The following is a 21,038-nucleotide window of genomic DNA, read 5'->3' as shown; positions in this document are numbered from 1 at the left end:
GAGGCTGGGGGACTCGAGCGCGGGAGAACGTTATCCGGACAATTCACCCACGCAGTCCGGCCACCCTAGCGCCTCTTCCGGGCGGTCCGTCACACGATGCGGAAGGCGGCGTCCTGAACGGCCAGGTCCGAGTCGAGCGAGTCGATCCGGAGCAGGCTGTCCTGGTGCCGGAGGAACCGGTCCGGGAAGTTGTGCGACCGGAACCTGACGTACCCGGAGCCGACCGTGCTGGTCTGCTGCGCGAACGTGGCGTCCGCGCGGAACGTCGCCGTGTTGTCGTACTGCTCCAGCCGGATCGCGTAGTCCCAGTGCCGCAGGAAGTACCCGGGCTTGTTGACCGCCTCGAAGGAGACGGATCCCGGGTTGGCCAGGCCGCGCCGGATGCGGAACTGGGCGTCCTCCGGCGGTGAGACGTTGGAGTCGAGGCGGCCGACGTAGTTGGCGTGCCGCACGTAGCGGTCGGGGTAGTTGTACGACTGGAGGCGGGCGACGGCCCGGTCGGGCGGCGCGAACATGAGCGTGGTGAAGCCGAGCTGGTCGTAGCCTCCCGAGTTCGGACCGTAGTCGCCGCCGCCGCCCTCGGGCCGGATGCTCTCGGCCATCTGCCTGACCCACGGGGCCGACAGGCCCCGTCGCCCCTCGTAGTGGCCGAGGACCGTGTCCCAGACGGGCCGCTCCTGCCCGCGGCTCGCGGAGCTCACCTCGGTGTGCGTCTGCCATCCGACGTGCGGGGCGGTGGTGCTGGGGCCGGACTGCCACGTGTAGTCGGTGAACGGGACCTCGAGCCCGAGGTTGTACTTGGCGACGTACTCCGCGGCCTTGAGGAAGCGGTTGGATCCGTGGCCGTAGAGGTCGATCCCCTGGTGCCAGGCCATCTCGCAGACGGTGGCCATCATGCCGATGCCCATGAGGCTGTGCCCCTGGTCGCGGCCGCTCTCCTGCCACTGGGCCAGGCCCAGGTCGTCGTACACGTACGGGATCGCGTGGTCGATCGACCCGTTGCCCGCGCCGGTCCGGAAGTAGCCGACCGCCCGGCTGACCAGGTCGTCGCGGTCGGCGAAGATGCCGATCGCCAGGATCGCGGCCATGTTGCACAGGTCCCAGTTGGCCCAGTAGTTGGTGATCACTGCGCCGTTGTGGTTGGTCAGGAAGTCCTCGCACATCGGGTGGAAGATGTTCAGCAGCATGTCGCGGAACCGCGTGCGGTTGAAGCTCGGGTGGTCGCGCACCAGCTCGGCCGCGTTGGCGAACTCGTACCCGTAGATCCCGGAGGCGAGGAAGCGGTCCGCGTTGCCGCCCACGGACCGGAGCGTCCCGGACCAGGCGTTGAGGATGTTGACGGCGGTGTCGCCGTGCGCCGCGCTGCCGGTGAGGCGCCAGCGCAGCGCGTTCTGGTAGGCCGCGGCGATGTCGACGAACAGCTGGCCGTAGTTCGACCCGTCGCCGCCGCGGATCACGTCCTGCAGCGGCCGCGGGGTCCAGGTGGACTGGCTGCGCCCGTTGGCGACCAGGCGGTCCCAGCCGCCGACCCACGGCTGCGAGCGGGCGGACACGCGCCCGGCGGCGGTGCTGAGCTCGCCCGCCGTGTGGAGCGCGCTGGGGTGCGACGCGACCAGCAGCCCTGCCTCCGCAGCGGCGGCCGTGCCGCCGGCGGCGAGGGACGCGACGGTGGGCGCGCCCCAGGCCAGCAGCGGGACGGCGGCCGCGCCGCCGAGGAAGGTGCGCCGGGAGAGTGCGTGCGATCTTTCGAGGCCGTTCCGGGACATGTTCGCTCCGTTCTGTCGAGACGGCTCGTCGGTGGGCCGCCCGTCCTGGCGAGGCGGCTCGTCGGTGAGCCGCCCGTCCTGGCGAGGCGGCTCGTCGGTGGGCCGCCCCCGGTGCAGGGTGAAAAGTCCGAGGCGGGATAACGTTATCAGGGGTCCTGGTCCGTGGGAAGGGGCCGACGGCGGTGGACGTGGGCGCCGTCCGGCCTTATCGTTGGCATACCAACGAATGGCGACGAGGCCACCAGGAGGAGCAACCATGCAGGAGATGGACGGCACGGCGGACACCCCGGAGCTCAAACAGCTCTACGCCGACTTCGACACGCACCACCTGTCCCCGCTGTGGACCCAGCGCGACGGCCTGATGCCGTTCACGCCGTCGCCCCAGGCGGTGCCGCACGTGTGGGAATGGTCCACGCTGTTCGGCCTCGCCGAGCGGTCGGGCGAGCTCGTGCCCGTGGGGCGTGGAGGGGAGCGGCGGGCGATCGGCCTGGCCAACCCCGGGCTCCCCGGCACGGCCTATGCGACGCCGACCCTGTGGTGCGCGATCCAGTACCTCGGCGGGTTCGAGACCGCGCCCGAGCACCGGCACAGCCAGAACGCCTTCCGGTTCGTCGTCGAGGGCGAGGGCGTCTGGACCGTCGTCAACGGCGACCCCGTCGCGATGCGCCGCGGCGACCTGCTGCTCACGCCCGGCTGGAACTTCCACGGGCACCACAACGACACCGACCAGCCGATGGCGTGGATCGACGGCCTCGACGTGCCGTTCTCGTACTACGCCGACGTCGGCTTCTTCGAGTTCGGCTCGGAGCGCGTCACCGACGAGGCGTCCCCGGACGTCTCCCGCTCCGAGCGGCTGTGGGCCCACCCCGGCCTGCGCCCGCTCAGCGGGCTCGAGGACACCATCAGCTCGCCCCTGGCCGCCTACCGCTGGGAGCACACCGACCGGGCACTGACCGAACAGCTCGCCCTGGAGGACGCCGGCCACCCCGCGACCGTCGGGCAGGGCCACGCCGCCATCCGCTACACGAACCCGACCACCGGCGGCGACGTCATGCCGACCCTGCGCTGCGAGTTCCACCGGCTGCGCGCCGGCGCCTCCACGCCGGTCACGCACGAGGTCGGGTCCTCGGTGTGGCAGGTGTTCGAGGGCGAGGGCACCGTGGTGCTCGGCGAGACCGAGCACCGGCTGCACACCGGCGACCTGTTCGCCGTGCCGAGCTGGGTGCCGTGGTCGCTGCACGCCGACACCCAGTTCGACCTGTTCCGGTTCAACGACGGCCCGATCATCGATCGGCTCCACTTCACGCGGACCTACGTCCCCGGCCAGCGGAACGAGGACCTCGCATGAGACTCGCAACCCTTCGTCTCGACACTCTCCAGCACGGCGCGAGCACCGTCGCCGTCCGCGTCGACGAGCGGACGGCGGTCGAGATCACCGGCCACGCCGACGTCGGCCACCTGCTCCAGGACCCACGATGGGCCTCGATCGCCCGCGACGCGACCGGCCCGGAGCACGAGCTCGCGGGCCTCGATCCGCAGGCCTGGGCGCAGCCGGTGCTCCGGCCGGCCAAGATCGTCTGCGTCGGGCTGAACTACCGCAACCACATCCGGGAGATGGGCCGGGAGCTGCCCGAGCACCCCACGCTCTTCGCCAAGTTCCCTGAGGCGCTCATCGGCCCGTACGACCCCATCGTGCTCCCGGCGCACGCCGGGGACGCCGTCGACTGGGAGGGCGAGGTCGCCGTCGTCGTGGGCCGGACGGCGCGCCGGCTCACCGTCGCGGACGCCGAGGAGGCGATCGCCGGCTACGCCGTGCTCAACGACGTGACGATGCGCGACTTCCAGTACCGCAGCCCGCAGTGGCTGCAGGGCAAGACGTTCGAGGCGACGACGCCGTTCGGGCCGTGGCTCACCACCCTCGACTCGGTCGACCCGGGCGGGGAGCTGGTCACTGAGGTCGACGGCGAGGCCGTGCAGCGCACGGTGATCGACGACATGGTGTTCAGCCCGGCCGCCCTGGTGGCGTACATCTCGCAGATCGTCACGCTCCACCCGGGCGACGTCATCGCCACCGGGACGCCCGGCGGCGTCGGCCACGCCCGGAAGCCCCCGCGCTACCTCGCGCCCGGGCAGGAGCTGGTCACCTCCATCACCGGGCTCGGCACGCTGCGCAACGCCGTCGTGAAGGAGGGCTGACCCGTGCCCGCCCGCACCGACCGGACCACCGACCCGCAGCTCCGCGCCGGCCTGCTGCTCGCCCGCCGCGGGCAGGCGTACTTCTCCCGCAAGCTCAACGAGCTGCGGAACGACCGGCTCGACGCGCCCTCCCTCGTCGAGGGCTGGACGCGGCGGCACGTCGTCGCGCACGTCGGCCTGAACGCGCGGGCGCTGACCCGGCTCACCGAGTGGGCGGCGACCGGCGTCGAGACGCCGATGTACGCCTCGCCCACCGAGCGCGACCAGGAGATCGAGTTCGCCGCGACGCTCCCCGCCCGGGCGCTGCGCAACCTGAGCGCGCATGCCGCTGTGCACCTCGACGTCGAGTGGCGGGACCTGCCCGAGGAGGCCTGGCACGCCCCGGTGCGGACGGCCCTCGGGCGCGTCGTGCCCGCCTCCGAGACCGTCTGGATGCGGACCCGGGAGGTCTGGGTGCACGCCGTCGACCTCGACAACGGCGGGTCCTTCGCCGACTTCCCGCCCGAGCTGCTCGACGCGCTGCTCGCCGACGTGGTCGGCGCCTGGCGGCGCCGGTTAGGGCCGGACGGGCTGCCGCCCCTGGTGCTCGAACCCGTCGACCGTGAGCACGCGGTGCCGCTCGCCGAGCCTCGGACTGAGACGGTGGGGACGGCGGCTGAGACCGTGGCGCTGCGCGGGACCGCCGCGGACCTGACGCGGTGGGCGACCGGACGCGGAGCCGCCGGCGTCGTCGCCTCGGACGGCGGTGCGGTGCCTGCGCCGCCGCGCTGGCTGTGATGATCGGCCTGTGATGATCAGTCCATGACTCAGCGAATCGGGGCGACTCAGCGAGACGGCCTGGCCGCCGGCCCGGCGGGCGAGCCGGACGGCGTCGGCCAGCCCGACGGCGTTGGCGGGCGCCAGTCCCTGTACCTGCCCGAGCACGTGGGCTTCCTCATCCGGCGCACCCAGCAGGTGCACCTGGCCGTGTGGGCCGAGGAGGCGGGGCAGGGCCTGAGCAACGTCCAGTTCGGCGTGCTCAATGTGCTGCACCGGACCGGCGGCGCCAGCCAGCGTGAGCTGTGCGACGCGCTCGACCTCGACCGCTCGACCGTAGCGGGCCTCGTCTCCAGGCTCGAGACCAGGGGCCTGGTCGAGCGGGCGCGGGCCGCCGCGGACCGACGTCGCAACCTCGTCCGGCTCACCGAGGCGGGCGGCGCCGAGCTGCGTCGCCTCGTCCCGCACGCGGCCCAGGTGGACGCGTCGCTCACCGCCGGCCTCACCGAAGAGGAGCAGGCGGCCCTGCGGCGGCTCCTGACCCGGATCCTGGACGTGCACGGCCACCACGCGAGCGACGACGTCTGACCTCCTTCGGTCGGCCATGCATTCGCTGCCAAGATCGGCAGCAACCTGGCAGCAGGTGCATGGTCAACCGGTCTCAGGCGGGCAGCCCCGCCCGGTCGCCGCGCTTGACGCGCCCGCGGCAGGCCCGTGCGAGTGCGACCTGTTCTGGACGTGCGCGAAGTTCGTCACCACCCCCGACTGCCCCATCGACCGACCGTGGACCCCCGGCACGCACCGCCGCTAGCTCCCAGCCAACTGGCGGCGCGGCGCTAACCCGTGGGCCCCTTCGGAGACCTCGCTCGGAGAAGACCGAGGCCCGCAGGACTTCCTGACGCATGACAAGAGGCATGGCGAGCAGAAGAGGATGCTGGGGCTATTCATGATTCCGGCCTACATCTCCGAGGGGTGGGACCCATGTCACAACGCGTTCGAGATGAGCGCAGGACTCGACGAAGGGGGCTATGCAGGGCCGCCCCCGGCGTCGCTCGCGTCGGCGTTTCAATGATGCTCTTGACTGTTGCGTTGGGCGGGTGCGTCCCTTTCCTTCCGTCGGACCCAGCTGCAACGCCGGCGGGCGTGCGGGAGGATGACGGCGTCCTGTCGGTCATCGTCCGACGCTGCGAGGACGATGCACCACTTGGCGCGGAGATCGTGGAATACGAATCGCACGCTGACGACATGGAGCCGTCCTGGACGGCCAGGGGCTATGTCGGCGGCACGTCGGACATCATTCGTCTGGACTCGGAACATTGGCAGGAGGTCGAGGGCTCGTATCAGGGCCTCGACTGGTTCGGGCTTTCGATTGACTTTGGTGATCGATTCGAAGGTACTGAAGTTCGCGAAGACGACCCGAACCACGATCTCGGCCCGGACGAGTTCTTCGTCAACGACAAAGTGATGACCGCCGACGAATTCCGACGGCTTGTCGCGGCAGATTTCCCCTGCCTGCGTGACACCTCGTCGTGACCGGGGACGGCCGGGCGCCTGCGACAGCCACGGCCCCGGCGTTCGCGCTCGTTCTGGAATACTCCAGGGCATGTCAGCACCTCTGGACAGCGGGGAACGCGTCGCGGCAGGTCGGGCGTCGTCGCGACGTCCCGAGCAGCTCCTCCTCGCGTTCCTCGGTGAGTTCGTGCTCGACGCCGACGTCGAGCACGTCCCGTCGGCGGTCCTCATCGGGCTGCTCGCCGAGCTCGGCGTCGGCGACGCCGCGACCCGCGCCACGCTCGCCCGGATGAGCCGCCGCGGCCTGCTCGCGAAGGTCCGCACCGGCCGGGAGGTGGCGTACGGCCTCGCCCCGGCCGGCGAGGCCGTGCTCCGCGAGGCGCGCGACCGCGTGCTCGCCACCGAGCCGTTCGCGCCCGTCGGCACCGGGTGGACCCTCGTGACGTTCTCCGTGCCGGAGAGCCAGCGGGACGCGCGCCACCGGGTGCGGGCGGCCCTGACCTGGGCGGGCTTCGGCCTGCTGCGCGACGGGCTGTGGATCGCCCCGGGCGAGGTCTCGGTCGCGGCGGCGCTCCGCCCGCTCGACGGCGACCTCGCCGACGTCGAGCTGTCCGCCTTCCGTGCGTACGAGATCGAGGGGTTCTCGGCGGCCCGGGCGGTCCGCGCGGCCTGGCGGCTGGACGAGATCCGCGCGCACCACCTCCAGTTCCTCGACGCGTGGGCCGACGTCGAGGCCTCGTCGAACCCGCTGCGGGACATGACGGCCCTGGGCGCCGACTGGCTCGCGCTGCTGCGCGCCGACCCCCGGCTGCCCGCCGAGCACCTCTCGGCCGACTGGCCGTCCGGGCGCTCCGCGGCCACGTTCCGCCGGCTGCGCGAGGTGTTCGTCGGCGCGGCGCGGGCCGACCTCGGCGCGCTGCTGGGCCGGACGGACGCGCCGTCCGTCAGCTGATCTCGATCGCCTGACATTCGACTGATTCATGACGGGCGTCACGAAAGTGCTTGACGTCGCGGGGTGTGGTGAGGCACGATCGAAGCCTCGCCGACGATCGGCTGCCTGAGACCTGCTCGACCTGCTCGACCTGCTGGAGACTCAGGAGTCCGGCCGCGGCCCGCCCACAAGGATGTGCGCAGTGGACCAGCCCACCCCGAACAACGACCTGAGCCGAGCGAACTACGCGACCATCTGGGAGTCCGTGGCTCGCGCGTGCCCCGACCGGCCCGCCGTGGTCGCCGACGGGCGCACGATGACCTATCGCGACCTGGACGACGCCGCGGCCCGGGTCGCCGGCGCGCTGCGCGCCGAGGGGCTCGGGGCCGGGTCCCGCATCGCGATCTTCATGTACAACCGCGTCGAGTACCTGGTCACCGTGTACGCCGCGTACAAGATCGGCGCGATACCGGTCAACATCAACTTCCGTTATCAGGGCCGCGAGCTCGCCGACCTGCTGCGCGCCTCGCGCGCCGCGGCCCTCGTGTACCCGACGAGCCTCGGGCGGCACGTGCGCGACGCCGCCGCGTACGTCCCGCTGCCGAACCTCGTGCTCGCCGTGCCCGACGACGACAGCCCCGTCGAGCCCGGCCGGCCGTTCGCCACCGCGCTGGACGCCGAGCCGCTCGACCCGCAACCGCTGTCCCCGGACCACCAGATCTTCATGTTCACCGGCGGCACGACGGGCACCCCCAAGGCCGTCGTCTGGACCCACGGGAACCTGTTCGACAGCCAGCTCTTCTCGATCTACGGCTCGCTGCCCGTCGCCGTCCCGAAAGACCTCGACGAGGTCACGCGCATCGCCGCGCGCACCGACCTCCCGCCGACCGTCACGCTGCCGCTGACCCCCCTCATGCACGCCCTCGCGCTGTTCAACGTGATGAACGCGCTGGTCCTCGGCGGGTGCGTGATCTTCCTGCCGTCCGCGAACCAGGGCCCGCCGGCCGCCGTCCGGACCATCCACGAGCGGCGCGTGACGCGGCTGATCGTGGCGGGCAACGCCGTCGTCGGCCCGCTCGTCGACGTGCTCGACTCGCCCGAGGGCGCCGGGCTCGACGTGTCCAGCCTGACCACGGTGCTCAGCTCGGGCATGGCCTGGTCCGACGAGCTCAAGCTGCGGCTCCTCGCCCACGCGCCCCGGGCGACGCTCATCGACATCTTCGGCTCCAGCGAGGGCGGCCCGTTCGCCTACGGCGTGGTCCGCGGGCCGCAGGACCTCCCGTGCCATCCGCGGCTGGCCCCCGGCACCGTCGTGTTCGACGCCGAGATGCGCGAGGTCCAGGACGTCCCCGGCGCCACCGGCGTGCTGGCCTACCGCGGTCAGATGCCGCTCGGCTACGACGGCGACCCGGATCGGACCGCGCAGGCGTATCCCGTCATCGACGGGGTGCGGTACGTCATGCCGGGGGACCACGTCCGCGTCCTCGGCGAGGGCCTGGTCGAGCTGCTCGGCCGCGGCTCGGCGGTGGTCAACACGGGCGGGGAGAAGGTCTTCACCGGCGAGGTCGAGACGGTCCTGGTCGAGATCCCCGGCGTGACCGACGCCGTCGTCTTCGGTTCGCCCGACCCCCGGTGGGGCGAGGTCGTCACCGCGTACGTCGTCGCCGCGCCCGGCGCGTCGCTCACCACCGAGCGGGTCCAGGAGGAGGTCGGACGGCGGCTCGCCGGCTACAAGAAGCCGCGCAAGGTCTTCTTCGTCGACGCCCTGGACCGCAGCCCGAGCGGAAAGCTCAACATGCGCGCCCTGCGCGCCCAGGTGCCCGAACTAGAAGTAGTCCCCGAACTAGAGGCAGTCCCCGAGCTGGAGGCAGGTCAGCACACATGAGGTTTCGCGACGCACACATCCCCTTCGGCCTGAGCTGGACCTCGCCGTTCGCCAAGTGGCAGGGCCCCCTGGCGGAGCTGAACAGCCTCGACATGGCGGTAGACGTCACCGGCCGGGCGCTTGAGGCCCGCGGGCTGCCGCCCGAGGAGATCACCGAGTGGACGCTCGGCTGCACCGTGCCCCAGCAGTACGGGTTCTACGGCGTGACCCTCGTGTCCCGGCGCCTGGGCGCCGGCCAGTACGGCGGGCCGTGGCTCTCGCGGGCCTGCGCGACCTCCGCCGTCGTCGTGGAGCACCTGGCCACCCAGGTCGAGCTCGGCGCGCACGCCACCACCATCGGCGTCATCACCGACCGGACCAGCAACGGCCCGCTCATGCTCTACTCCAGCCAGCGCAGCACCGGCGGCGCCCCGCTCGCCGAGCACTGGGTGCTCGACCCCATGAAGCTCGACCCGACCACCGGCCAGAGCATGAACGACACCGCGGAGAACACCGCCCTCGACGGCGGCTACACGCGCGAGCAGGTCGACGACGTCGCCCTGATGCGCTACGAGCAGTACGTGAGCTCGCTGGCCGACGACCGCGCCGTCCAGCGGCAGTACATGGTGCCGGTGCGCCTCCCGCGCAAGAAGGGCGGCGACGACTGGGTCGAGGAGGACCACGGCGTCTTCCCGACCACCGCCGAGGGCCTCGCCAAGCTGTCGCCCGTCAAGCCCGGGGGAGTGGTCACCTACGGGGCGCAGACCCACCCCGCCGACGGCTGCGCCGGCGTCGTCGTCGCGACGGCCGACCGCGCCCGGGAGATCGGGCAGGACGGCGTCACCGCGCAGATCCTCGCCACCGGGTTCGGCCGCGCCGAACCCGCGTACATGCCCAAGGCCCCCGTCGCGGCCGCCCGCGTGGCGCTCGCGGACGCGGGGATCGAGATGTCCGACGTCGACGTCGTCACCACGCACAACCCGTTCGCCGTGAACGACCTGTGGCTCGCCGACCAGATGGGCTACCCGCTCGAGCGGATGAACCCGTACGGGTCGTCGCTCGTCTACGGCCACCCGCAGGGACCGACCGGCGCCCGGGCGATCACCGAGCTCATCCACGCCCTGCACGCGCGCGGCGGCGGCACCGGCCTGTTCACGGGCTGCGCGGCCGGAGACTCCGCCGGGGCCGTCGTGGTCCGGGTCGACGGATAGCTGTGACTTCCCCGCCCAGCCACCCCGGCCAGCCCTCTTGACCCGACCTTTCTCACGAACCCACTACCTCGATTGCGAGCGAGCCGATGACCGCAGCACCCACACCGCCCGAGACGGCGACAGCGCCGGTGACGGCAACGGGCCCCACGAAAGTGGCCCTGGCCGACCTGCCCCAGCACGTCGGGACCGTGTTCGGCCCGTCGTCGTGGCGCGCCATCAGCCAGGAGGAGGTGGGCGACTTCGCCGACCTCACCGGCGACCACAACCCCATCCACGTCGACCCCGAGGCCGCCGCGCGGTCGCCCTTCGGCGGGACGATCGTGCACGGCTACCTGACGCTGAGCCTCGTCGTCCCGCTCATGGCCGAGATCCTCGAGGTCACGGGCGTGACGACCGGCATCAACTACGGGCTGGACCGCCTGCGCTTCCCGGCCCCGGTACGGGTCGGCGCGCGGGTCCGGGTGCAGTCCACGCTGCGCGAGGTCACCGAGGTGCCCGGCGGGTACCAGACGGTCTTCGAGAGCGTCTTCGAGGTGGAGGACCAGGCCAGGCCCGCCGCCGTCGCGATGATGGTGCTGAGGTTCCTCGGATGAGCGGGCAGACGAGCGCGCCCATCGACCTGGCCGGGAAGGTCGCCGTCGTCACCGGCAGCGGGCAGGGCCTCGGCCTGGCCTACGCGAAGGCGCTCGCCGCGGCGGGCGCGAAGGTCGTCGTGAACGACGTCGACGGCGCCGCCGCCGCGCACGCGGTGCAGGCGATCACCGAGGCGGGCGGCACGGCGGTCGCCGTCGTCGCCCCGGTGGGCCCCACCAGCACCGCCGACCTGCTCGTGCGGACGGCGGTCGAGGAGTTCGGGCGGCTCGACGTGCTGGTGGCCAACGCCGGGGTGCTCCGCGACCGGGTGCTGTGGAAGATGACGGACGACGACTTCGACGTCGTCGTCGGCACGCACCTGCGGGGCACGTTCACCACGGTGCGCGCCGCCGCCGTCCGCCTGCGGGAGCAGGGCGAGGGCGGCCGGATCGTCGTGATCGGGTCCCCGGCCGGGCAGCACGGGAACTTCGGGCAGACGAGCTACGCCGCGGCCAAGGCCGGCGTCGTCGCGATGGCCCGCACGTGGTCGCTGGAGCTGGCGCGCGCGCAGGTCACGGTGAACGTGGTGGTCCCCACCGCGATCACCGCGATGACCGCGACCATCCCCGTGTACAAGGAGGTCGCCGAGGCGTACGAGCGGGGCGAGGCCCTGCCGCGCGTCGTCCGCCAGGAGCATGCGCTCGGCGGCCCCGAGGACGTGGCGCCGCTGATCGTGTGGCTCGCCTCGGACGCCAGCGCCGGCGTCACCGGGCAGTCGATCGGCGTCGGTGGCGACAAGCTCTCGCTGTACTCGTACTCCGAGGAGCTCGCCGTCACCTACCGGGAGGGCGGCTGGTCGGCCGAGGCGATCGCCGAGGCCTGGCCGTCGACGTTCGCCCCGTCCGGGCAGACGAGCGGCATCACGCTGCCCCCGCTGGACGCCGATGCCCCGGCCGGTGTTTCAGCACACTGAGCCGGTCCGTGTCGAGTTCGCCGACACGGACGCGGGCGGTCGCATCCATCACACGGCCGCCCTGCGGTGGGCCGAGCGAGCGGAGCACCAGCTGCTCCGCTCGCTCGGCGGGTCCGGGCTGTCCGGGTCTGAGCTGGCCGGGCCCGAGCTCACTCGGTTCCCGCGCCGCCGGATCGAGGTGGACTTCCTCGGTCCCCTCCGGTTCGGCGACGAGGTCGTGGTCGAGATCGCGGCCTCGGCGGTCGGCCGGACGTCGGTCACCTACCGCTGGCGGGTGCTGCGGGACGGCGTGAGCTGCGTCGAGGGCACGACCACCTGTGTCCACGTGGACGACGCCGGCCTGCCGTGCCCCGTGCCCGCCGGGCTGCGGGCGGCGCTCGTCCCCTGACCGCCGGGCCGGCCAGGGGCGGGCAGGGTCAGCCAGGCCCGGGCAGCACGGGCGGGGTCGAGCGCTGCGCCACGCGTTCGGCGAGCTCCGGCGCGTGGCCGGCGAGGACCTCGCGCACGCGCGCCGAGGCGGGTATGCCGAGCCGGTCGTAGGTGTCGAGGAAGAGCTCGCGGGCCCGCGGCCGCGGCCAGCCCGCCGGCAGGAGCGACGTCGGCAGCTCGGGGTCGAGGCCGGGGAACGCGCGCCAGGCGTCCATGAGCTCGGTGCGCCGCACGAGCGCGTCGACCGGGTCGATCGACCCCCGGCCGAGCGCGGCGTGGGTCGGCTCCCACTCGTCGACGAACGCCTGGTACATGGTGGCCAGGCCGTCGAGGTCCCAGGCGCTCTGCGGGGGCACCGTCGAGGGCAGGTCGGGTGCGGTCGCGACGAACGCCGTCGCCGCCGTGACGCCGAGCGCCACCAGCTCGGCGAGCGCCTCCGCGTGGTGCTCGTGGGGCGAGACCCACAGGGCGTCGTAGAGCGGCGCGAAGCCCAGCCAGCGCAGGCGCGTGCGCAACGCCTCGCGGACCGCGCGGTTGGCCTCGGGCACGGAGAACGCGACGACGCTCCAGCGGCCGGCCCAGTCCTCGCCGTCGTCGGCGCCGAAGCCGAAGATCCGGTCTGCGCCGTCGCTCAGCACGTCCTGGGCATGCTGCGTCAGGCCGTGGAAGGTGTTCCGCCCGGAGCGGGTGGTCGCGAGGAGCCCGTGCTTGACCATCCGGCTCAGCGCGGCCCGGGCGGCGACGTCGCTGACGCCGAAGTCGGCGAGCAGCTCGACGAGGGCGGCCGACGGCAGCGGCTCGTCGTGCCCCCACCAGTAGTCGCCCAGCAGGGTCAGCAGCAGGCTCGGCGGCGAGCCCTGCCGGGTGCGCGGCAGGCGGGGGTGATCCGTTCCTGCCTTGGTGCTGGCTCTGGTGCCCGCTTTGGTCGCGTTCGTCATAGGTCGCCTTCCCACGGTCGAAACTCGATACTTGACATACCGTACCCCGACCGCCGATGGTTGTGTCACGTTACCGAAGGAGCACCTGACGATGAGGTTAGCCAGCACCGTCGACGCCCGCCTGCACGCCGTCGTGGAGGACCGTCTCGTCGACCTGACCGATGCCCTGGGAGTTGCCGGGGCGGGCGCGGGCGGTCCGTTGCTCGCGTTCCTGGAGCGCGGCGGCACCCTCGCCGAGCTCGCCGCCCTGGACCTGGACGGGCTGCCCACCCGCCCGCTCGACGGCGCCCGCCTCGCCGCACCGATCGCCCGCCCGGGCAAGGTCGTCGGCGCCCCGGTCAACTACCTCGACCACAAGGCCGAGATGAGCGAGCAGAAGACCATCGCCGAGTACGGCGTGTTCCTCAAGGCGAGCTCCTCGGTCATCGGCCCCGACGAAGCGATCCGCCTGCCGTACACCGACGTGCGGACCGATCAGGAGGGCGAGCTCGCCGTCGTCATCGGGCGGACGGCGAGCCGCGTGGACGCCGCCGACGCCCTCGACCACGTGCTGGGCTACGCGCCGGTCCTGGACATCACCGTGCGGTCCACCGAGGACCGCTCGACCCGCAAGTCGTTCGACACGTTCACCCCGTTCGGCCCCTGGATCACCACCGCCGACGAGGTCGGCGACCCCCGCGAGCTGGAGCTGCGCTGCTGGGTGGGCGGCGAGCTGCGCCAGCGGGTGGCGACCAAGGAGCTGATCTTCGACGTCGCCGAGCTCGTCGCGTACACCAGCCACGTCATGACCCTGTACCCCGGCGACGTCATCGCGACGGGCACCCCCGCGGGCGTCGGGCCGATCGCCGCCGGGCAGCGCGTCGCGGTCGAGATCGACCGGCTCGGGCGCCTCGACGTCCTCGTGACCGATGACGGCGCGATCCCCTACGCCAGCCGGCCGGGTGCGCGATGACGGCGACCCGCGCCGGCGCGGCGCTGGACGCCCTGCTGCGACCGCGCAGCATCGCCGTGGTCGGCGCCTCGGCCAGCCCCGACAAGGCCGGGCACGCGATGATGCAGGCGCTCGACGGCTTCGCGGGCGAGCTGTACCCGGTCAACCCGCGCGGCGGCAGCATCCTCGGCCGCACCGCCCTGCCCGGCCTGGGCGAGCTGCCCGGCCCGGTGGACCTCGCCGTCCTCGTCGTCCCGCCGCACGCCGTCCCGCGCGCGATCGAGGAGGCCGCCGCGGCAGGCGTGCGCGCCGCGGTCGTGTGCGCGGGCGGCTTCGCCGAGAGCGGCCCGGACGGCCGCGAGCTGCAGGAGCAGACCGTCGAGGCCGCCCGGCGCGGCGGCGTCCGGCTGCTCGGCCCGAACACGTCCGGCTTCATGAACCCGGTCGACGGCGTGTTCGCGAACTTCATGCCCGCGGCCGCCGCGCTGCAGCCCGGCACGGTCGGGGTCGTCGCCCAGTCGGGCGGCATCAACCTCGCCATCGCCTTCCTCCTGGAGCGCGCGGGCATCGGCCTGCGCCTCGGCGTGGGACTGGGCAACGCGGTCGACGTCGGCTTCGCGTCGATGCTCGACTTCTACGCGGACGACGACGCGACCACCGCCGTCGGCCTGCACGTCGAGGGAGTCGCCGACGGCGCCGCCCTGGTCGCGGCCCTGCGCCGCGTCACGGCCCGCAAGCCCGTGGTCGCCTTCAAGGTGGGTCGCTCCGACGTCGGCGACTTCGCCAAGTCGCACACCGGAGCGCTCACCGGCTCCTACGCGCTGACCCGCGCCGCGCTCGCGCAGGCGGGGGCGGTGGTCGTCGACAGCCTCGACGAGCTGGTCGCCGCCCTGACGGCCCTGCGGTCCGTGCGGCTGCCCGCCGCGCCCCGGTCCGCGACCGGCGTCGCCGTGCTCACCGGCCAGGCCGGGCCGGGCCTCGTCGTCGCCGACGCGCTCGGCGCCCGCGGCGTGCGGGTCCCCGAGCTGGCCCCCGCGACCCTCGACCGGCTCGGCGACCTCCTGCCCCCGCTGACCTACCAGCGCAACCCCGTGGACACCGGCCGGCCCTCGGACACGTTCCCCGACGTGCTGCGCCTCGTCGCCGCCGAGCCCGGGATCGACGCCGTCGGGGTGTACGCGCTCGACGAGCCCGGCGTCCTGGACCCGGTGCGCGCCGTCGAGGGAGCCGCCGGCCGGGTGCTCTACGCGACCGGCGGGCCCGCCGACGTGATCGAGCGGCACCGGGAGCGGCTGGCGCAGATCGGCGTCCCGCTCTACTCCGGCCCGGGCGACCTCGCGATCGGGCTCGCCGCCCTGGTCAGCGACGCCGCCGCCCGAGCGGTGCCTGACGCGCCGCCCGTCGCCGCGACGCGGACCCTCGGGCGCGTGCTGGACGAGGACGAGGCCAAGTCGCTCTTCGAGGCCAACGGCCTGCGCACCATGCGCCGGCGGGCCGCCGCGGACCGGGCCGGCGCCCATGAGGCGCTGGACGCCCTGGGCGCTCCGGAGAGCCCTGTGGTCGTCAAGGTCCTCGACGCGGCGGTCCTGCACAAGTCCGACGTCGGGGGCGTGCACGTCGGGGTCCGCAGCCACGCGGAGCTGGACGCGGCCCTCGACGCGATCGACGCGATCGACCCGGGCCCGGCCGGGCGCCGCTACCTCGTCGAGGAGCAGGCGCCCGGCGGCACCGAGCTCATCGTCGGCGGCGTCCGCGACGCGGTCTTCGGGCCGGTCGTGCTGCTCGGCCTCGGCGGCGTGGGGGTCGAGCTGGCCGGCGGGCCGGGCTCCGAGCCCGTCCTGCGCCTCGCCCCGCTGTCGCCCGAACGCGCCGCCGAGATGGTCGACACCCTGCCCGCGGCGGTGCTCGACGGCTTCCGCGGGTCGCCCCCCGTGGACCGCACGGCGCTCGCCGCCACCCTGCTCGCCGTGAGCGACGTGCTCACGCAGCACCACGACGTCACCGAGATCGATCTCAACCCGGTACGGGTCACCGCCCGCGGACCGGTCGTCCTGGACGCCGTCGTCGTCGTCAGGACCGAAGGAAAGGAAGACCATGGCCAGCACCAATCCTGAGGAGGGGGTCCGCGAGCGCGAGACCCTCGTGGTCGGCGCGGGGCCGGTCGGCCTGACCGCGGCCCTGGCGCTGCGATCCTTCGGCCGCCCGGTGACCGTCCTGGAGGCCGGGCCGCACGGGCGGCAGCGGCCGGGCAGCCGCGCGATCTTCACGCACAGCCAGACGCTGCAGATCCTCGACAGGATCAGCCCCGGGCTCGGCGCCGAGCTGTACGGCCACGGCGTCTACTGGAACACCCAGCGCACTTTCTACGAGGGCAGGGAGGTCTACGCCAAGACCTACCCCGATCCCGCGCCGGGGACGTACCCGCACTTCACGAGCCTGCCGCAGGTCGAGACCGAGCGGTACCTCTACGAGCGGGCCGTCGCCGCCGGGGTCGAGTTCGCCTGGGAGCAGGAGGTCTCGGGCGTCGTCGCGGACGACGACGGCGTGCAGGTCACGACCCTTGGCGGCGACCGCTGGCAGGCGCAGTACGTGATCGCCGCGGACGGTTCGCGCTCCGCCGTGCGCAAGCAGATCGGCGCCCTCATGGAGGGCGGGCGCGACGACGGCTGGTACATCGTCGTCGACGTCGCCGAGATCGAGCAGCCCGCGCTGCCCCAGGAGCGGCACTTCCACTACGCCCACCCCGCGGTCCAGGGCCGCAACGTCCTGGTCGTGCCGTATGCCGGCGGCTACCGGGTCGACCTGCAGCTCGTCGACGGCGACGACCCGGACAAGTTCGCCTCGCCGGACTGCGTGCACACCTGGCTCGACGCGGTGCTCCCGCGCGGGTACGCCGAGCACACCTCGTGGGTCTCGACGTACCAGTTCCTCCAGCTCGTCGCGCACGACTTCGCCGACCCCGCCCGCCGCGTCCTGCTCGCCGGGGAGGCAGCCCACCTGTTCGCGCCGTTCGGCGCGCGGGGCCTCAACTCGGGCGTGCCCGACGCCGAGGCGGCCGCGTCCGCCGTCGTCCTGGCGCTCGCCGCCGGCACCCGGGAGTCCGCGCGGACGGCAGTCGAGTCGTTCGCCCTGGCCCGCCGGTCCGCCGCGCTGTTCAACCGGGACGCCGCGGGGGAGGCGCTGGCCCACCTGCGCCCCTCGTCCGAGAAGGCGCAGGAGGTCCAGGCCGCCGCCGAGCTCGCCCCGCAGAACGAGGCCGCGTCCAGCTGGCTCGAGAAGGCGCCCTACGGTCCCCGCGGCGTGCACGCGGCGCAGACCGTCTACCGGTACTGAGAGAGATGGCGAACATGTCCGTACTCAGCAATGTGCAGGTGGCCTCAGCGGTCGCGCTCGGCATGCAGCGGCTGTCCGCCGTCGGCGTGCGGCTGGCCGCACGCGGCAAGCCGACGCCGTTCCCCGAGTACCGCGCGGAGGTCGAGGAGATCAGCGTCCCGACGTCGATCGGCCCGGCCCGGGCGTTCGTCTACCGGCCCGCCGGCCCGTCCGACGGCGACGCAACGAGCCCGCCGGTGCACGTCAACTTCCACGGCGGCGGCTACGTCATGCGGGACCTCCAGCCCGACGACCCCCTGTGCCGGTACCTCGCCGCGGAGGCGGGTGTCGTCGTCATCAACGTCGACTACGCCGTCGCGCCGCAGCACCGGTTCCCCGCACCGCCCCACCAGGCGTACGAGGTCGTGCGGTGGGTCGCCGACCATGGAGCGGAACAGGGAGCCGCCCACGGCTGGGACGGGACGAGGCTCACGGTCGGCGGCCAGAGTGCCGGCGGCGCGCTCGCGGCGGCCGTCGCGCGCCAGGCGCTGGAGCAGGGCGGTCCGCGCGTCGCGCTCCAGGTGCTCCACTACCCGCCGCTGGACCTGGTCACCCATGCCCGGGACAAGCCAGCGGCGGGCACCAACCCGCTGATCAAGCCGTGGATGGGCGACGTCTTCGACAACGCCTACATCCCGGATCCCGCGATGCGCGCGGACCGCCTCGCCTCCCCGGCACACGCCGCCGACGACGCCGACCTCACCGGCATCGCGCCAGCGGTCGTCCTGACCTGCGAGCTGGACCGGCTCCGCGGCGACGGAGCGGCCTACGCGGCGCGCCTGCGCGACGCGGGCGCCCTGGTCGCCCACCTCGACATCCCGGGCGTGGACCACGCCTACGACATGAACGACCTCGACACCGCCCGGCGCACCTACGCGTTCATCGCCGAGCGTCTCCGGGAAACCTTCTCAACGAAGAGAGAGCAGTCATGACCATCACCGACAATCCCCCCACTGTCACCGGCAGCGTCCAGTTCCCGCCCGGGCAGCTGTTCATCGGCGGCGAGTGGCGCGAGGCGGCCGACGGCACACGCCGCGACGTCATCAGCCCCGCCACCGGCAGCGTCATCTCCTCGGTGGCCTGGGCGGCGACCGCCGACGTCGACGCGGCAGTCGCCGCCGCCCGCGAGTCGTTCGACTCCGGCGTCTGGTCGCGGCTGAGCGGCCGCGAGCGGTCGCGCGTCCTGCTGAAGGCCGTCGAGCTGCTCCGCGAGCGGCGCGAGGAGCTCGCGCAGCTGGAGAGCCACGACGTCGGCAAGCCGATCACGTTCGCGCGGATCGTCGACGTCGAGCACGCCATCCTGCAGTTCGAGTACGCCGCGAGCCTCGGCCAGCACCTGGACGGCTCGGTGCGGGAGATCCCCGCCAACGCCCACGCGTACATCCGCAAGGAGCCGATCGGCGTCGTCGCGGCGATCACGCCCTTCAACTTCCCGCTGATCCTGTCCTCGACCAAGATCGCCCCGGCGCTCATCGCCGGGAACTCGATCGTGCACAAGCCCGCCGGCGACACGCCGCTGAGCGCGCTGTTCATGGCCCAGGTGCTCAAGGACGCCGGCGTCCCGGACGGCGTCTTCAACGTCGTCACCGGCTCCGGCGCGAGCCTGGGGGACCACCTCGTCGGCCACCCGCAGGTCGACAAGGTCGCCTTCACCGGCTCGACCGAGGTGGGGGCCCACGCCGCGGCGCTCGCCGCGCGCACCCTCAAGCCGTTCACCGCGGAGCTCGGCGGCAACGCGGCCAACATCCTGTTCGCCGACGCCGACCTCGACAAGGCGATCGGCACAGTGATCGGCGCCTTCGTGTTCAACGCGGGCCAGTTCTGCATGGCCGGGCCGCGCCTGCTCGTCGAGCGGCCGATCTACGACACGGTGCTGGGCATCCTGGCCCAGGCCGTCCCCGGTGTGCCCTTCGGCGACATCACGGACGACGCCACCGTCGTCGGGCCGCTCGCCAGCCAGAAGCAGCTCGACAAGGTCACGGACCTGGTCGAGTCCGCGCGCCGGGACGGCGCGCAGGTGCTCTGCGGCGGCGAGCAGGCGGACCTCGGCGGCGGGTTCTACTACCGGCCGACGGTCCTGGCCGGCCTGTCGTCGGACGCCGTGTGCGTCCGCGAGGAGGTGTTCGGGCCGGTGCTGACCGTCCAGCCCTTCGACACCGAGGAGGAGGCCATCGCGATGGCCAACGGCACGGCGTACGGGCTCGCCTCGGGCATCCAGTCCTCGGACATCTCGCGCATCCACCGCGTGGCCAAGCGGCTCGACGCCGGGATCTGCTGGGTCAACGGCTGGGCCGTGCTCGACCCTGCGGTGCCGTTCGGCGGGGTCAAGGCGTCGGGCTGGGGCCGGGAGTACGGCCCCGAGTCGCTGGCGTCCTACCAGCGCACCAAGTCGATAGTGATCGACCTCGGAGAGGACCCGGCATGAGCACCACGACCAGGGCCGCCGTCCTGACCGCGCCCCAGACGCCGTTCACCCTGCGGGACGTCGAGCTCGCCGACCTGCGTGAGCACGAGGTGCTCGTCCGGATGGTCGCCACCGGCGTCTGTCACACCGACCTGGGCGTGTGGGCCGGCGGCATCCCGTTCCCCCTGCCCGGCGTCATCGGCCACGAGGGCGCGGGAGTCGTGGAACGGGTGGGCTCGGCGGTCACCACGGCGGCGCCGGGGGACCAGGTGGTGCTGAGCTACACGTCCTGCGGGGACTGCCCCGCGTGCCTGGACGGCCACCCGGCCTACTGCGCCACGTGGCTGCCCCGGAACCTCTTCGCCGGGGCACGCGAGGACGGGACGCCGACCCTCTCGCTCGACGGCGCGCCGATCGGCGGGCACTTCTTCGCCCAGTCGTCGTTCGCCCAGCACGCGATCGCCGAGGAGCGCAACGTCATCGTCGTGAGTGCCGACGCCGACCTGGCGAGCCTCGCCCCGCTCGGGTGCGGGGTGATGACGGGCTTCGGGTCGGTGTGGAACGCGCTCGACGTCCAGCCGGGTGCGCGGGTCGCGGTGTTCGGGGCGGGTGCCGTCGGGCTCTCGGGCGTGGTGGCCGCCGCGCTGCGCGAGCCCGGCCTGCTCGTCGCCGTCGACGTCGTGCCGGAGCGTCTCGAGCTCGCGCACGAGCTCGGGGCCACCCACGTGATCAACGGGCGGGAGGAGGACGTCGTCGCCCGCATCGCGGAGATCACCGGCGGCGCGGGCCTGACCCACGCCTTCGACACCACGGGGGTGCCGGCCGTCGCGCGGTCCGCGATCGAGGCGCTCGGCGCGCGGGGCCACCTGGTCACCTGCGGCGCTCCGCCGCCCGGGACGGAGATCCCCGTGGACTTCCAGGGCATCCTGCCTGGCAAGTCGGTCAGCGGCGTGACCATGGGCGACGCCGACCCGAAGGTGCTCATCCCGCAGCTCGTCGACCTCGTCGCCGCCGGCCGGCTCCCGCTCGGCCGCCTGATCAAGCAGTACAAGCTGTCCGAGCTCGACGAAGCCTTCGGCGACATGCACCACGGCACCACCGTGAAGCCGGTCATCGTCCACTGATCTCGTCCACTCTCTCTATTACCCCTATTACCATACATTGACATGGTGGTAATGGGCT

At 73.2% G+C, this 21,038-nt stretch carries 19 protein-coding genes; 17 read left to right on the top strand and 2 right to left on the bottom strand.

Going from position 1 to position 21,038, the window contains the following annotated elements; translation table 11 throughout:
- Positions 1-89: 89 nt before the first annotated feature.
- Positions 90-1,766: an AbfB domain-containing protein gene (locus tag ACFT2C_RS12910; protein WP_377207460.1), complete on the bottom strand. Its 1,677-nt coding sequence runs from the start codon at positions 1,764-1,766 to the stop codon at positions 90-92.
- Positions 1,767-2,022: 256 nt separating this feature from the next.
- Between ACFT2C_RS12910 and ACFT2C_RS12905 the strand changes: the two genes are divergently transcribed.
- The 11 genes from ACFT2C_RS12905 to ACFT2C_RS12855 all read left to right on the top strand — a co-directional run bounded on the left by ACFT2C_RS12905 (position 2,023) and on the right by ACFT2C_RS12855 (position 12,170).
- Positions 2,023-3,114 carry a cupin domain-containing protein gene (locus ACFT2C_RS12905; protein ID WP_377207459.1) on the top strand — a complete coding sequence of 364 codons (1,092 nt, stop codon included), beginning with the start codon at positions 2,023-2,025 and terminating at the stop codon, positions 3,112-3,114.
- Complete coding sequence (locus ACFT2C_RS12900; protein WP_377207458.1) at positions 3,111-3,962, top strand: fumarylacetoacetate hydrolase family protein; 852 nt, start codon at positions 3,111-3,113, stop codon at positions 3,960-3,962. Before ACFT2C_RS12905 ends, ACFT2C_RS12900 begins: the two co-directional genes overlap by 4 nt.
- A gap of 3 nt (positions 3,963-3,965) precedes the next feature.
- A complete protein-coding gene (locus ACFT2C_RS12895; RefSeq protein ID WP_377207457.1) occupies positions 3,966-4,739 on the top strand; it encodes a maleylpyruvate isomerase family mycothiol-dependent enzyme in 774 nt (257 codons plus the stop codon).
- 24 nt (positions 4,740-4,763) lie between these two features.
- Entirely contained in the window at positions 4,764-5,306 is a 543-nt protein-coding gene (locus tag ACFT2C_RS12890; RefSeq protein ID WP_377207456.1) for a MarR family winged helix-turn-helix transcriptional regulator, read from the top strand.
- A gap of 555 nt (positions 5,307-5,861) precedes the next feature.
- Complete coding sequence (locus tag ACFT2C_RS12885; RefSeq protein WP_377207455.1) at positions 5,862-6,251, top strand: hypothetical protein; 390 nt, start codon at positions 5,862-5,864, stop codon at positions 6,249-6,251.
- Between the two features lie 70 nt (positions 6,252-6,321).
- Entirely contained in the window at positions 6,322-7,182 is an 861-nt protein-coding gene (locus ACFT2C_RS12880; protein ID WP_377207454.1) for a PaaX family transcriptional regulator C-terminal domain-containing protein, read from the top strand.
- Between the two features lie 181 nt (positions 7,183-7,363).
- Positions 7,364-9,046: an AMP-binding protein gene (locus tag ACFT2C_RS12875; protein WP_377207453.1), complete on the top strand. Its 1,683-nt coding sequence runs from the start codon at positions 7,364-7,366 to the stop codon at positions 9,044-9,046.
- On the top strand, positions 9,043-10,236 hold the full coding sequence (locus tag ACFT2C_RS12870; RefSeq protein WP_377207452.1) for a thiolase family protein: 1,194 nt from the start codon (positions 9,043-9,045) through the stop codon (positions 10,234-10,236). The genes ACFT2C_RS12875 and ACFT2C_RS12870 overlap by 4 nt, the downstream gene beginning before the upstream one ends.
- 86 nt (positions 10,237-10,322) lie before the next feature.
- Positions 10,323-10,829, top strand: a complete 507-nt coding sequence (locus tag ACFT2C_RS12865) for a MaoC family dehydratase (protein ID WP_377207451.1) — start codon at positions 10,323-10,325, stop codon at positions 10,827-10,829.
- Positions 10,830-10,849: 20 nt separating this feature from the next.
- Positions 10,850-11,782, top strand: a complete 933-nt coding sequence (locus ACFT2C_RS12860; RefSeq protein WP_377207476.1) for an SDR family oxidoreductase — start codon at positions 10,850-10,852, stop codon at positions 11,780-11,782.
- On the top strand, positions 11,766-12,170 hold the full coding sequence (locus ACFT2C_RS12855) for an acyl-CoA thioesterase (RefSeq protein ID WP_377207450.1): 405 nt from the start codon (positions 11,766-11,768) through the stop codon (positions 12,168-12,170). Before ACFT2C_RS12860 ends, ACFT2C_RS12855 begins: the two co-directional genes overlap by 17 nt.
- A 28-nt stretch (positions 12,171-12,198) precedes the next feature.
- On the opposite strand, the gene ACFT2C_RS12850 is transcribed toward ACFT2C_RS12855, so the two are convergent.
- Positions 12,199-13,149, bottom strand: a complete 951-nt coding sequence (locus tag ACFT2C_RS12850) for a PaaX family transcriptional regulator C-terminal domain-containing protein (protein ID WP_377207449.1) — start codon at positions 13,147-13,149, stop codon at positions 12,199-12,201.
- A gap of 91 nt (positions 13,150-13,240) precedes the next feature.
- On the opposite strand from ACFT2C_RS12850, the gene ACFT2C_RS12845 reads away from it, so the two are divergent.
- Genes ACFT2C_RS12845 through ACFT2C_RS12820 form a run of 6 tightly spaced genes read left to right on the top strand, consistent with a single transcriptional unit; the run spans position 13,241 to position 20,980 of the window.
- Positions 13,241-14,101: a fumarylacetoacetate hydrolase family protein gene (locus ACFT2C_RS12845; RefSeq protein WP_377207448.1), complete on the top strand. Its 861-nt coding sequence runs from the start codon at positions 13,241-13,243 to the stop codon at positions 14,099-14,101.
- A complete protein-coding gene (locus ACFT2C_RS12840; RefSeq protein ID WP_377207447.1) occupies positions 14,098-16,194 on the top strand; it encodes an acetate--CoA ligase family protein in 2,097 nt (698 codons plus the stop codon). Before ACFT2C_RS12845 ends, ACFT2C_RS12840 begins: the two co-directional genes overlap by 4 nt.
- On the top strand, positions 16,175-17,413 hold the full coding sequence (locus tag ACFT2C_RS12835; RefSeq protein WP_377207446.1) for an FAD-dependent monooxygenase: 1,239 nt from the start codon (positions 16,175-16,177) through the stop codon (positions 17,411-17,413). The genes ACFT2C_RS12840 and ACFT2C_RS12835 overlap by 20 nt, the downstream gene beginning before the upstream one ends.
- Positions 17,414-17,427: 14 nt before the next feature.
- Complete coding sequence (locus tag ACFT2C_RS12830) at positions 17,428-18,384, top strand: alpha/beta hydrolase (RefSeq protein WP_377207445.1); 957 nt, start codon at positions 17,428-17,430, stop codon at positions 18,382-18,384.
- Complete coding sequence (locus ACFT2C_RS12825) at positions 18,381-19,877, top strand: aldehyde dehydrogenase family protein (protein WP_377207444.1); 1,497 nt, start codon at positions 18,381-18,383, stop codon at positions 19,875-19,877. The genes ACFT2C_RS12830 and ACFT2C_RS12825 overlap by 4 nt, the downstream gene beginning before the upstream one ends.
- Entirely contained in the window at positions 19,874-20,980 is a 1,107-nt protein-coding gene (locus ACFT2C_RS12820; protein WP_377207443.1) for an NAD(P)-dependent alcohol dehydrogenase, read from the top strand. Before ACFT2C_RS12825 ends, ACFT2C_RS12820 begins: the two co-directional genes overlap by 4 nt.
- The last annotated feature ends 58 nt before the right edge of the window (positions 20,981-21,038 follow it).

It is taken from the genome of Promicromonospora sp. NPDC057138 (assembly GCF_042670845.1).
Taxonomy (GTDB): domain Bacteria; phylum Actinomycetota; class Actinomycetes; order Actinomycetales; family Cellulomonadaceae; genus Promicromonospora.
This window is presented reverse-complemented; position numbering and strand designations above follow the sequence as displayed.